We start from the raw sequence: 12,433 nt of genomic DNA, 5'->3' as shown, positions 1-12,433 counted from the left end.
GGGGGAGGTAACGTGAGTCTGCAGAAAATAAAAGACGAGATTCTAAAGACGCTGAAGGTTCCGGTATTTCCAAATCAATCATTTGATGTTACAGCGTTTGGGGCTGACGGAAGCGGAAAAAAGGATGCGACGGGAGCGATACAGAAGGCGATTGATCAAGCCCACCAAGCCGGCGGCGGAAGAGTAGCAGTTCCTGAGGGCGTGTTTCTTTCCGGTGCACTCAGACTGAAAAGCAATGTGGAGCTTCATCTTGCACAAGGAGCGGTGATCAAATTCAGTCAGAACCCGGAAGATTATCTTCCCGTTGTGCTGACGAGGTTCGAAGGCGTCGAGCTTTATAATTATTCACCGCTCATCTACGCTTACGAAGCCGAAAATATTGCGATAACCGGAAAGGGCACACTTGACGGTCAAGGAGATGACGAGCATTGGTGGCCGTGGAAAAGGGGAACGAACGGCCAGCCTTCACAGGAAAAAGACCGGAATGCTTTGTTTGAAATGGCTGAGCACGGTGTTCCGGTCACTGAGCGGCAGTTTGGAAAAGGGCATTATTTGCGGCCGAACTTCATTCAGCCGTATCGCTGCAAAGATATTTTGATTCAAGGTGTCACCGTGCTGAATTCGCCGATGTGGCAAGTTCATCCCGTGCTTTGCGAGAATGTGACAGTGGACGGCATCAAGGTCATCGGACACGGTCCGAATACCGACGGAGTCAACCCGGAATCGTGCAAAAACGTGGTGATCAAGGGCTGCCATTTTGATAATGGAGACGACTGCATTGCCGTCAAATCGGGAAGAAACGCTGACGGCCGAAGGATCAACATGCCATCGGAGAACATTGTCATCGAACATAACGAAATGAAAGACGGGCATGGAGGGGTCACGATCGGAAGCGAAATTTCCGGCGGCGTGAAGAATGTCATCGCCGAGGGAAACCTCATGGACAGCCCGAACTTGGACAGAGCCCTCCGCATTAAAACGAATTCGGTGCGCGGCGGCGTTCTTGAAAACATCTACTTTCACAAAAATACAGTCAAAAGCTTGAAGCGCGAAGTGATCGCCATCGATATGGAATATGAAGAAGGGGACGCCGGAGATTTCAAGCCCGTCGTCCGCAACATTGATGTTAAGCAGCTGAAAAGCATGGGCGGACAATACGGGATCAGGGTGCTGGCGTACGATCATTCTCCAGTCACCGGTCTGAAAGTGGCTGATTCCGAGATCGACGGCGTCGATATTCCGATGGAACTGAAACATGTGAAAGACCCTGTTTTTTCGAATCTGTATATTAATGGAAAACGCTATGATTCACACGAAGTCTAAACAGAAATCCTCTGCAGACATGCAGAGGATCTTTCTTTTAACGCGGCGGCGCTTCAGCAGTTTCGTTTTTGACCGAGGAAATCAGCAGTTCCATAAACACCCGGCTTGCAGCGCACATATGCTTGTTTTTACGGTAAACGATGCTGATCTCCGTCGTCAAATCCGGCATTTGAATCGGAATCGTCTGAATGGATTTATTTCCAATATCATCAAGATAGCCTTTCGGCAAAATGGTGGCGCCAATGCCTTTACCAACCATGTTCATGATCGATTCCATCGTTGTCATTTCCATGACCGGCCGAGGCTCGAATCCAAACGTGCGGCACTTTTCGTTGATCAGCTGCCGCAAAAAATACGTCTGAGGCAGCAAAATAGATGGAATCTCCCTTAACACGTCAAGCGTGACAAACTGCCGTTTTGCAACCGGATTGTCGACAGGCACTGCGAGGGCGAGCTGCTGGGTCAGGAATGGAACGGTTTCCAGGTCACTGTGTTCCACCCGCTGGGCTACAATGCCCAAGTCGAGCTCATTTTGCAGCAGCCGGTCGTAAATATCCCCGGTTCTCAGCCCTAAAACAGACAATTCAATATTGGGGTAGCTGCGGTGAAATTCGATCACGGTCCGGGGAAGCAAATAATTAACCACGGTCAAAAGCGCTCCGATTTTTAGCGTCCCCCTCTTTAAACCTTGGAGCTCGCTGATCGCGTCTTGCGCCTGTGACAGTTCATGAAAGATATTGTAACAGTGCTGGAGCAGGATCTTTCCCGCTTCCGTTATCACGGTGCGTTTGCCTGAACGGTTAAACAAAGGCGTTCCGATTTCGTGTTCAAGCAACCGGATTTGCTGGCTCAGCGAGGGCTGAGCGATATTCAGTTTTTCGGCGGCACGGGTAAAATGAAGCTCCCGGCACAATGCCATGAAGTATTCCAATTGCTTTAGCTCCAATGCTCTTCCTCCTCTCCATCATAAAAAACAGACGAATTTCAATGATAGGTTTAACCTATTGTTTTTATAATAACGATTGAATAGTTTTATGGTAAGAGGTCGATTATACTTAAATCTCAAAAGGGATGGGCAGCGCTGCTGTTCGGCCGTTGCCGTCTGCAAGACATTTGAATGTAAGAGGTGATATGAATGGAATATGCCGATATCCTTTCGATCAATGTGGGGAAGCCAGAGGCAATTCAGTTTCAAAATAAAGCTGTGTCTACCGGAATATACAAGAAGCCGGCAAGCGGCCCTATCTTCCTGTCATCTACTAATTTCGCGGGGGACGGACAGGGGGATCTCGTTCATCATGGTGGCGCGGAAAAAGCAGTGTGTGTCTATCCGTATGAACATTATCTCTTTTGGGAAAAGGAACTGCAAAGAAAGCTGGAATACGGAGCATTTGGCGAAAATTTAACGATCAAGGGTCTGCTGGAGGATGACGTTCATATCGGCGACATCTTTCAGCTGGGTGAAGCTGTTGTACAGGTGAGCCAGCCGAGGCAGCCTTGCTATAAACTAACCGTAAGGTACGGTGTGCCCGACATGATACTGAAGGTACAGGACACCGGATTTACGGGTTTTTATTTTCGCGTGCTGAAAGAAGGGTTCGTCTGTAAGGATCGTGGTCTGAAACGAATCTCACGCCACCCTAAAGGCATCACGATTTCTTACGCAAATCGCATCAAGCATCATGAAAAGAACAATATTGAGGGGATCAAAGGTGGAGGAACTGTCGGCAAATTGGCGGGCATCATCTTTAAAACGGCTGAACGGTTTTGAGCCGGATGACCGCGAAAGGCTGACTGGAGGTCTGAAGCAGAGACCTTAATCCAAAAGGAAAAAAATCCTCTGCCGATCGGCAGAGGATACCTGTTAAATGGAGCGGATAATTCCGCCTTCCACTCTTTGAGCGGAACCGTTGATGGCCGCAGCTTTTTCGGAAGCGAGATAGACGATCGTACTCGCCACTTCTTCCGGTTTTGCATAGCGCTGAATCAAAGAAGTCGGCTCATTCACTTTGAAATAATCTTTGACAAAGGTGTCTAAATCGGTTTTCTCCTGAGCGGCGGCACCCTCCATATAATTGGCGACGCCTTCCGTCCATGTAGGTCCGGGAAGGACGGAGTTGACCGTCACATTTGTCCCTTTCGTCATTTCGGCCAAACCTCTTGATAAACTGATCAGAGCGGTTTTCGTCATCGAATAAGGGATCATCTGCGGAAGCGGTTTGATGCCGGCTTCGCTTGCCAAATTGAGAATCCTTCCCTTATTACGCTTCAGCATGGCCGGCAGAAACGCGCGGCAAAGCCTGACTGCGCTTAAAACGTTTACTTCAAAATAGTTGAGCCACTCTTCGTCTGTCACCTCTGTGAAATCCTTCACTTCAAAGAAGCCCATATTATTGACGAGGACATCAAGCTCCCCGATTTTAGCTGTTTTTTCGACCAATGCCATGCTTTCTTCAGGAACGGATAAATCAGCGGCAATGCCGTGAACGTTTCCGTGCCGGGAAAGTTCCTCAACGACTGACTGGACTTTTTCTTCTGTCCGTCCGTTCACGATGACTTCGGCCCCTTCCGCCAAAAAGGCTTCCGCCGTTGCTTTTCCAATACCTGCAGTAGAACCTGTCACGAGGACGAGTTTGTCTTTCAGCTTTAAATCCATATGTCATCAATCCTTGTTTTGAGAGTAAGATGAAAAAACATCTAATGAACAGTATATCGCAGCTGGACACCTCGGTCGAAAATCGTGCTTGACGTTTTATTGTTCCTTGTCTTTTAAAATCTTATGAATATCTTCCATCGGACGGAGCCAATTCTTTTTCATCACTTCAGCCGCCAATTTCGGATCGTTTTTTTCAAAAGCGGCGATGATTTCCCAATGCTCGGCGGCGGACTGCAGTTTCGGAGCAGACGGCCGATTAAAAAACACATACTTCATCCGTCTGACATGAAGCTGCAGAACGGCGGAAAACTGAAGAACATACGGGTTTTTAGCCGCTTCTGTAATCAAATGGTGGAACTGTTCGTCCAGTTCAGCTGCATCGTGGTTCCGCTCCTCTTTAAAAGCGGTTTCGTATTGAGCCGCGAGTTTTTTGAGCTCGGTGATCTCTTCTTCAGTCAAAAGCGGAGCGGCCAGTTCTGCCGCCAGAGCCTGAAGATGTGCGAGCGGGGGATAGACGGCCAGCGCATCATCGGGATGAATGAGCGTGATCTTTGTTTCTTTTCCCGGCTTCATTTCCACAAAACCTTGAGATTCGAGGAGCTGAAGCGCTTCTCTGACCGGTGTGCGGCTGACGCCGAGCGCTTCGGCCAGATCGACGTCTGTGACTTTTTCACCGGGTTCAAGGGTTCCGTCAACAATCCAGCGTTGCAATTGATGAAACGCTTTTTCCTTTGCTGAAAGTCTGACCTGCGGCGTATAGTTTTTCGGTATCGGCATAAAACCACCCTTTCTCTAAATGCAATATATCGTAAATGATTTAGTAAAAACAACGTTTTTTGGTTGAAAATCTCCTTTTCAGAATCTCATATACAGACCTGTGTCGATTATAGTATAATAATTCCGAAATTAGGACACGAATGAGTCAGAAAGGCGCTGCCCAGAAGCAGCTAAGAGGGGAGCCGGCGAGTGCCCCCCGCGAGCAGTTCGGCGGGCCGGAGCGATCAACCGAAAGCCGGAATAACCGCCTGGATGATGACCGCGTTTTCTGCGAAGACAGATGCGGTATAAGCGATGTGCTCTTTTTTTGTAAGTTCCTGGTTTGCTGCATCTTTACTGAGTAGAGATGTTTTTATTTTATCCCGAGGAGGAAGCAGAATGAAGAAGTTAGGGCTTTTATTGCTGTCACTGCTGTTGGCCGCCGGCGTTCTTAGCGGCTGCGGTCAAGCGCAAAAACCGGCAGAACAGCAAAAACAGGGGAAGGCGGCTGAAGCGTTTCCGGTCACCATAAAAGATGCTTCAGGACAAGAGGTTAAAATTGAAAAAGAACCGAAGAAAATCGTCTCTCTGATGCCGAGCAATACCGAAATTACATACGCCCTCGGCCTGGGGAAGAAAGTCGTCGGCGTGACGGATTTTGATACATATCCAAAAGAAGTGAAAAACGTTGAAAAAATCGGGGGCATGGAATTCAACACAGAAAAAATCATTTCGTTAAATCCCGACTTGGTCTTGGCACACGCTTCCAGCATGCAGAGTGCCAAAGAAGGGCTGAAGCAGCTGGAGGATGCAGGAATTACGGTGGTGACCGTTAATGATGCGGCCTCTTTTAAAGAGGCGTACCGGTCCATCGAAATGATCGGAAAAGCTGCCGGCGCAGAGGATCAAGCGGCAAGCCTGATCAAAGGCATGAAATCTGACCTGGCTGACATAAAAGAAAAAGCCGCCGGCATATCTAAAGACGATCAAAAGAAAGTATTTGTCGAAGTGTCTCCGGCTCCGGACATTTATACGACCGGAAAAGGCACCTTTATGGATGAAATGCTTGAAGCGATCCATGCGGAAAATGCCGCTTCCGCGCAGAAAGGCTGGACCAAAATAACGGAAGAAGCGATCGTCAAGCTGAATCCCGATGCGATCGTGACGACAAACGGTGAATCCGCTGTCAGCGAAATTAAAAAACGAAGCGGCTGGAGCGGTGTAAAAGCCGTCAAAAATAACGAAGTATACGACGTGGACCCTGACCTCGTGACCCGTCCGGGACCGCGATTGATCAAAGGGGTCGAAGAGCTTGCTGAACATATTTACCCTGACGTTTTTAAGAAATAACCGCTTCGCGGCATATGTCTTCAGCCTGATGTTTCTGTCGGCATCTGTTCTTATGGGAATCTCTATCGGATCTTTGGAGATTCCCATTCCTTCTATTATCAAGGTTTTTTTGAACGAATGGTTTGGCATTCAAGGGTTAAATCCCGATCCGACAGAGGCGAGCATCATCATGAAAATCAGACTGCCGAGGGTGGTGCTGGCCGCTCTCGTCGGCGCGGGGCTTGCTGCTGCGGGAGCCGGGTTTCAGGGGCTCTTGAAAAACCAGCTCGCAGATCCGTATACGCTCGGCATTTCATCAGGCGCGGCCGTCGGTGCAGTGGTCACGCTGTTTTTTGGGATTCAGCTGCCGGTGATCGGAAGTTTTACACTGCCGTTTTTAAGCGTTGCCGCGGCCGTTGTCGTGATTTTTTTAGTTTTGTTCTTTGCGCGGCTCGTACACCCTTCATTGACCCTGTCTGCTTTGATTTTGACAGGAATTATCTTCAGTTCTTTTTTGGGGGCGCTTATTTCTCTCATGATCGCATTGACCGGCGATGATTTAAAACCGATCGTCCACTGGCTGCTCGGCAGCGTATCGATGAGAGGCTGGGGCTATGTCGCGCTGTTTCTGCCTTTTTTTTCTGCGGGTGCTGCCGCGCTTTTGATCAGCGGGAGAGAACTGAATGTGATGACTTATGGCGAGGAAAAAGCGAGGCTCCTCGGTGTGAATGTGAAGCGAAGTAAGTATGTCGTTCTGTTGGCGGGAGCTATTTTAACTGGCAGTGCGGTTGCTGTGTCTGGAACCATTGGCTTTGTCGGCCTCGTCATTCCGCATTTTATCCGGCTTTTCTCTATTACGGATCACCGCCATCTTCTGCCGCTCTCGATGCTGAACGGCGCTTCGTTCCTTGTGCTGTCAGACCTTTTGTCGAGAACCATCATTGAGCCGTCCGAACTGCCGATCGGCATTATTACCGCACTGATAGGAGCGCCTGTTTTTGGGTTTATTTTGATTCGGCGCTACCGGGGAGGGCGAATTCATGATTGATGTCATCCGTGTGTCCGGCGGTTACGGAAAAACGGATGTCTTACAGGACATCAGCTTTGCTGTAAAGCCGGGTGAGTTTTTAGGAATTCTTGGTCCGAACGGCAGCGGAAAAACGACTTTGCTGAACATGTTGTCGGGAACAATCGCGCCTCGAAGCGGCGAGGTGCTGCTTGAATGCCGTTCAGTCGGGGCGTACCAAACGAAGGAGCTCGCTCGCAAAATGGCGGTCCTTCCTCAAAAAACGGAGCAGGCCTTTTCCTTTACGGTGGAGGAAACGGTACAGTTTGGCCGCTACGCGTATCAATCAGGCCTTTTTCGGCAGCTGACAGCGGAAGACCATGATATCGTGAAGAGGGTGATGAAGCAGACAGACACGCTTCGTTTCGCTCAAAAATCCATTCATGAGCTGAGCGGCGGAGAGCAGCAGCGGGTGTATTTAGCGCAGGCACTTGCCCAGGAACCCGAATATTTGCTGCTTGATGAACCGACGAGTTTTCTCGATTTGTCATTTCAAAAGAGTCTGCTTGATTTAATGAAACAAGAAACGGCTGCATCCAAACTCGCAGTGGTCGGGGTGTTTCATGATGTGAATATTGCGAGTTTATACTGTGACCGCCTGTTGTTGTTGAAAGATGGAAAAGCGGAAGTTCTTGACCGCCCGGAAGCTGCCCTTTCTGCCGAGGGTATCGGAAGAGTGTATGATACGGGCATCACAGCGCTGGACCATCCTCAGCGTGCAAATCCGCAGTTTACGATCAAGGCGAAAACCATCCCGGAGAAAACCGAGCCCCTCTTTTTAAAAGAGCAAATTGAACAATATTTGCCGCATGGCATCGCATTTTCGGCAGACCGCCCGCTGCGTCTTCTGTCCTCTGAAGCAGGCTTTGCGTGGAGACGAAAGCTTGTCTTCGCAAGCGGAAACAACTCTGGATGGCCGCATGACCTGTCAGCCTATGAACAGGAAACGCTGTTTATCCAACATGATGCTGAATTGGCTGACTGTCATATTGTGTCGGAAAACGGTGATCTTTGCATCGTCGGTATGAAAGATACGGCGGGGCGTTTGATCATGTGGGTGCTAGTTGACGGCTGTTTGCAAGATGGTCAATTTGTGACGGCGATAAGCGCTGCAGCAAATGCCGCAGCCCAGCACCATGTTCCGTGCAGCGATGTGCTTGTAGCTGCCACTCAATCCGGCCGGTCAGCGGATCAAACCGCCTTTTTTACAGAAATTCAAAATAAAACAGCGGCTTGTGTGAAAGCTTTAAAAGGTTAATTTGACCTGCTTTGGTCACGCTCCCCTAAGATAGACAGTTGAAATAAAAAATTCTGTTTCTCTAAGCAGCCGTTACAAACGGAGTATACTAATAGGTACAAGTAATAAAGAGGGGAGAAGGAAATGAAACTATACACAAAAACAGGCGATCAGGGAAAAACGAGTTTAATTGGCGGAAAGGCTGATAAAGATCATCTTAGAGTGGAAGCGTACGGCACATTGGATGAAGCAAACAGTTTCATCGGGCTGGCCCAGTCTTATTTAAAAGCGGAAGAAGCGCTGTTTCGAGATGTTCTGTCAGAGTTGACCGCCATCCAGCATGAGCTGTTCGACTGCGGCACTGATTTGGCGCATGTCAATGTTCAGGAAGAAGGCAAGCTCAAGGCTGAATCGATCACGATTCTTGAAAAACGAATTGATGCCTATGTCGAGGAAGCGCCGCGGCTGACCAAGTTTATTCTTCCGGGCGGAACAGAACCGGCATCATTTTTGCATGCGGCGAGAACGGTCATCAGAAGAGCTGAACGAAAGATTGTCGCTTTGGCCAAAGAAGAAGACATTCCGCCGCTTGCGCTGCCATACGTCAACCGGCTGTCCGATTATTTATTTGCGGCGGCGCGCATTGTCAACCACCGGCTCGGGGAAGTGGATGTCGAATATGAACGAAGCGCTGATGTATTCCGGACAAAGAAAAAATCATGATTGAGCCATCCACCAATCGTGATCGAACAGAAAAGGGGCCGATTGATCAAATCAAGCCGTTTTCCGGCAGGGGAAAACGGCTTTTTGTCGTAAATTTTAAGTAAGCGTTTTCAAAGAGAGGGAGTGTTCAAGTGGTCAATCGGGAGGCAGCTGCTATACGGCTGACGGTTTCGAAGGATGGAGACGGCGAATTTCAAACCGTTCAAGAGGCGATCGATGCTTTGCCTGAGTACAGTCGGGAACAGAAAGTGATATTCATCAAAAAAGGAGTTTACAAAGAAGTCGTTCATATTCCGGCTACAAAGCCGTTTGTGAAGCTGATCGGCGAAAATCGTTACGAGACTGTGATTACGTATGACAACTATGCCGGAAAAGAAAAGGAAGGAGGAGGGAAATACGGCACGACCGGAAGTTCAAGCGTGTTTATTTATGCGGATCATGTTGAAGCCGAAAATTTGACGTTTGAAAACTCGTTCGACCGCACGAAAGTCGACACGACCGATACGCAAGCGGTGGCGGTTTATGCGAAAGGAAACAGAATGACGTTCAAACATGTCAGGTTTATAGGCAGGCAAGATACACTGTTTGTCAATGAAGGTACACAATATTTTTATCAATGCTATATAGAAGGCGATGTCGATTTCATTTTCGGAGGAGCAAGAGCCGTGTTTGAAGAGTGCCAGATCCATAGCGCTGACCGCGGGTCCGCTACAAACAACGGTTATGTGACAGCTGCGAGCACGCATATCGCAAAGCCGTTCGGTTTATTGATGACAAACTGCAGACTGACAAGCGATGCCGCAGATGGAACGGTATACCTCGGGCGCCCTTGGCATCCGGGAGGAGACCCCGACGCCATCGCCAGTGTACTATATCACCGCTGCGATTTAGGCGCACACATCAAGCCTGAAGGATGGACGGATATGTCGGGCTTTTCGGCAGCCGATGCCAGATTGTATGAATACGAGAATACGGGTCCGGGTGCGATATCACATGAGGATCGAAGACAGCTTGCCGATCATGAGGCTGAGAAATGGACAATTGAAAACGTATTGGACGGCTGGAATCCTAAAGTTGAATCATAGCAAGGCAACGTGCAGAAAGACCGCTCTCTGGCTGAGATGAGCGGTCTTTTTATGCGAGCGGGTCCGATGTGCCGTACGACCAGGGTCGTACGGCAAAATCAATCTGTGACTCGTTTTGTCGAAGCCTGAAATTGACTATAGTAAAGACATGAACGAGAAAGGAGGAGCAAATATGAATATAAATGGGAAGTCCATCATCGGCTTTTTTCTAATCCTTTTTGGCGTCTCCCTGTTCTTCGGCGGAGGCCATTTCGGCGGATTGGTTACAGGTGCTATTGGAGCATTGCTTCTATTCTATTCCGTGAAAAAATGGAAGGAAGGACGCCAGTTTGCCGCGGTACTGGCCGCGATCTTCGGCATCATGTTTTTGGGAGGGTCATTGCCGTTTCTGATCGGCATCGCGGTTGCTGCAGCGATGGTTTATTTCGGATGGAAAATGATGAAGCAGGATGACAAACAGGATGACATCCTTTATTCAGAGAAAACGGAGCCTTCCGCAGCTTCATATGACACAGGCTTTGATGCAGAGTGGGAAGACTTTTTGAAAAAGAATAAATAATATTTTAGGAGGACGAGATCATGGCTTTAAAAAGAATCAGAGACATGTTTGTCGCATCAGTAAATGAAGGATTGGATAAACTTGAGAACCCACGGGTGATGCTGAATCAATACGTACGCGACATGGAAAGCGATATCGCCAAGGCGAAGCATACCATCGTCAAGCAGCAGACAATTGAACATAGTTTTAAAGGAAAAGTGGAAGAAGCCGAAAAGCTTGCTGTAAAGCGAAGAAACCAGGCTCAGCTCGCTTTTGATGCGGGTGAAGAAGAACTTGCTAAAAAGGCGCTCTCAGAAATGAAGTATTTTGAAGAAAAAGCTGCTGAATATAAGGACGCTCACCAGCACGCGAAAAAGCAGCTTGCCGAATTAAAGGAACAGCTTGAGACACTCGAAATTAAACTGCGTGATGTCAAAGACCGCAAGCATGCGCTGATCGCCAGGGCAAACGCGGTGAAAGCGAAAGAACATATGAATGCATCATTTAATAAAATCGACAGCGAAAGCGCCTACCGGGAATTTATGAGAATGGAAAACCGCATTGAAGAGATGGAAACAAAGGCGAACAGCTATGCTGAATTATCCGCTTCACCAAGCAGCCCATTCGGCCGCCTTGAATATGAAAAAGAGGTGGAAGAAGAGCTGGAAAAAATGAGGGCTAAAAAGACAGGCTTGGAAAAGCAGACGCCTGCGGGAAATGCATAAACGAATAGGGGCGCTCACAGGCCCCTTATGCAATTTTTGATTTCTTTCATAGATCATTTTCCTTATAATAAGGAGCATACACTTACTAGCCGAAAGGGTAATCCAAATGAAAAAAACGGTTGGAAAACTGCTGATCATCGCCGGCATTCTCATCCTTGCCGGCATGATGCTGAATGGGCGCGAAGGTTTTTCTTTCTTCGGCTTCGATGACGAGTCAGCCCGCACATATCATGCACAGGCAAAAGACATCGATAAACTTGACATTGATGCAAAGAGCATAACAGTCAACATTCAAGCTGAAAACCGCGATGATATAAAAGCCGAGATTTCGGGAAAAAACGTCCGGCTTGATTCGTCTGAACAGGGGCGTACACTCCGGCTTTCCGCTGATTCGAAGGGCTTTTGGCCGTTTTTCTGGAATAAAAAAGAGCTGATTGTCAAGATCCCTTCTGAATATAAAGAAGATCTGTCGATTTCTTCGGGAAGCGGAAATGTCAAACTGTCCGGCGGCGGTCTGCATTTGCGAAATGTAGCCTTGAAGTCGGGAAGCGGCAGCCTCAAGGCCGATGATCTTCAGGCGGTAAACCTTTCTGTAAAAGGGACCTCGGGGTCGGTCAGGCTGGAAAACGTTCAAACCACAGATGGTGACATCCGCTCCACATCCGGTAATACAAAACTTGAAAATGTCACCGGAAGACTGAGCATCAAACAGACTTCGGGCAATTTGCGCGCTTCATTTGCAGAGATCAACGATCCTCTGAGCATCAAACAAACATCCGGAAACACCAAGCTTAAACTTCCCGATGATGCCGACATCAGTCTTAAAGCCGAGTCGACAAGCGGAAACATCAGTCATTCCTATTCATTTGACCAAGTCGCCAATGAGAAGCGGACGCTGACTGGAAAAAAAGGAAATGGAAAAAATAAAATCGACATCTCTATCACGAGCGGGAATGTCTCAATTGAATAATCAACAAAAAGAAAGGGGGCTCGAG

12 protein-coding genes and 1 pseudogene are annotated in these 12,433 nt (G+C 48.3%); 10 read left to right on the top strand and 3 right to left on the bottom strand.

What is annotated here, in order from left to right; all coding sequences use genetic code 11:
* Positions 1–12: 12 nt before the first annotated feature.
* Entirely contained in the window at positions 13–1,323 is a 1,311-nt protein-coding gene (locus MHI30_RS17720) for a glycoside hydrolase family 28 protein (protein WP_075751364.1), read from the top strand.
* 37 nt (positions 1,324–1,360) lie between these two features.
* Here the strand turns inward: MHI30_RS17720 and MHI30_RS17715 are convergent, their stop codons facing one another.
* Entirely contained in the window at positions 1,361–2,269 is a 909-nt protein-coding gene (locus MHI30_RS17715) for a LysR substrate-binding domain-containing protein (protein WP_075751363.1), read from the bottom strand.
* Between the two features lie 189 nt (positions 2,270–2,458).
* Here MHI30_RS17715 and MHI30_RS17710 point away from each other — a divergent pair.
* Positions 2,459–3,143: pseudogene (locus MHI30_RS17710) on the top strand (MOSC domain-containing protein).
* Positions 3,144–3,187: 44 nt separating this feature from the next.
* On the opposite strand, the gene MHI30_RS17705 reads toward MHI30_RS17710, so the two are convergent.
* Both MHI30_RS17705 and MHI30_RS17700 read right to left on the bottom strand, forming a co-directional pair.
* Positions 3,188–3,979 (bottom strand): SDR family oxidoreductase, encoded by a 792-nt coding sequence (locus MHI30_RS17705; protein WP_075751362.1) that lies wholly within the window; start codon positions 3,977–3,979, stop codon positions 3,188–3,190.
* A gap of 96 nt (positions 3,980–4,075) precedes the next feature.
* On the bottom strand, positions 4,076–4,756 hold the full coding sequence (locus MHI30_RS17700) for a GntR family transcriptional regulator (protein WP_075751361.1): 681 nt from the start codon (positions 4,754–4,756) through the stop codon (positions 4,076–4,078).
* Between the two features lie 378 nt (positions 4,757–5,134).
* On the opposite strand from MHI30_RS17700, the gene MHI30_RS17695 reads away from it, so the two are divergent.
* From MHI30_RS17695 to MHI30_RS17660, 8 genes are all read left to right on the top strand, one after another.
* Complete coding sequence (locus MHI30_RS17695) at positions 5,135–6,085, top strand: ABC transporter substrate-binding protein (RefSeq protein WP_075751360.1); 951 nt, start codon at positions 5,135–5,137, stop codon at positions 6,083–6,085.
* On the top strand, positions 6,048–7,112 hold the full coding sequence (locus MHI30_RS17690; protein ID WP_075751359.1) for an iron ABC transporter permease: 1,065 nt from the start codon (positions 6,048–6,050) through the stop codon (positions 7,110–7,112). The genes MHI30_RS17695 and MHI30_RS17690 overlap by 38 nt, the downstream gene beginning before the upstream one ends.
* Entirely contained in the window at positions 7,105–8,388 is a 1,284-nt protein-coding gene (locus MHI30_RS17685) for an ABC transporter ATP-binding protein (protein WP_075751358.1), read from the top strand. Before MHI30_RS17690 ends, MHI30_RS17685 begins: the two co-directional genes overlap by 8 nt.
* A gap of 123 nt (positions 8,389–8,511) precedes the next feature.
* Positions 8,512–9,090 (top strand): cob(I)yrinic acid a,c-diamide adenosyltransferase, encoded by a 579-nt coding sequence (locus tag MHI30_RS17680; protein ID WP_075751357.1) that lies wholly within the window; start codon positions 8,512–8,514, stop codon positions 9,088–9,090.
* A gap of 131 nt (positions 9,091–9,221) precedes the next feature.
* Entirely contained in the window at positions 9,222–10,175 is a 954-nt protein-coding gene (locus MHI30_RS17675; RefSeq protein ID WP_075751356.1) for a pectinesterase family protein, read from the top strand.
* A gap of 172 nt (positions 10,176–10,347) precedes the next feature.
* The gene (locus MHI30_RS17670; protein ID WP_003185133.1) at positions 10,348–10,734 is read left to right on the top strand and encodes a protein liaI; all 387 of its coding nucleotides are present in this window, start codon (positions 10,348–10,350) and stop codon (positions 10,732–10,734) included.
* Between the two features lie 20 nt (positions 10,735–10,754).
* The gene (locus tag MHI30_RS17665) at positions 10,755–11,438 is read left to right on the top strand and encodes a PspA/IM30 family protein (RefSeq protein ID WP_075751355.1); all 684 of its coding nucleotides are present in this window, start codon (positions 10,755–10,757) and stop codon (positions 11,436–11,438) included.
* A 106-nt stretch (positions 11,439–11,544) separates the two neighbouring features.
* Entirely contained in the window at positions 11,545–12,408 is an 864-nt protein-coding gene (locus MHI30_RS17660) for a DUF4097 domain-containing protein (RefSeq protein ID WP_075751354.1), read from the top strand.
* The last annotated feature ends 25 nt before the right edge of the window (positions 12,409–12,433 follow it).

Origin of the sequence: Bacillus sp. FSL L8-0528 (genome assembly GCF_038593085.1) — a bacterium.
In the GTDB taxonomy this organism is placed as follows: Bacteria; Bacillota; Bacilli; order Bacillales; family Bacillaceae; genus Bacillus; species Bacillus paralicheniformis.
The sequence above is the reverse complement of the archived record's forward strand: the minus strand, read 5'-3'. Positions and strand labels throughout refer to the sequence as shown.

What these genes read in the sequence shown, in the direction of transcription:
- MHI30_RS17685 (WP_075751358.1), top strand. Translation starts at nt 7,105, where the DNA reads ATGATTGATGTCATCCGTGTGTCCGGCGGTTACGGAAAAACGGATGTC.
- MHI30_RS17665 (WP_075751355.1), top strand. Translation starts at nt 10,755, where the DNA reads ATGGCTTTAAAAAGAATCAGAGACATGTTTGTCGCATCAGTAAATGAA.
- MHI30_RS17680 (WP_075751357.1), top strand. Translation starts at nt 8,512, where the DNA reads ATGAAACTATACACAAAAACAGGCGATCAGGGAAAAACGAGTTTAATT.
- MHI30_RS17700 (WP_075751361.1), bottom strand. Translation starts at nt 4,756, where the DNA reads ATGCCGATACCGAAAAACTATACGCCGCAGGTCAGACTTTCAGCAAAG.
- MHI30_RS17705 (WP_075751362.1), bottom strand. Translation starts at nt 3,979, where the DNA reads ATGGATTTAAAGCTGAAAGACAAACTCGTCCTCGTGACAGGTTCTACT.
- MHI30_RS17670 (WP_003185133.1), top strand. Translation starts at nt 10,348, where the DNA reads ATGAATATAAATGGGAAGTCCATCATCGGCTTTTTTCTAATCCTTTTT.
- MHI30_RS17695 (WP_075751360.1), top strand. Translation starts at nt 5,135, where the DNA reads ATGAAGAAGTTAGGGCTTTTATTGCTGTCACTGCTGTTGGCCGCCGGC.
- MHI30_RS17660 (WP_075751354.1), top strand. Translation starts at nt 11,545, where the DNA reads ATGAAAAAAACGGTTGGAAAACTGCTGATCATCGCCGGCATTCTCATC.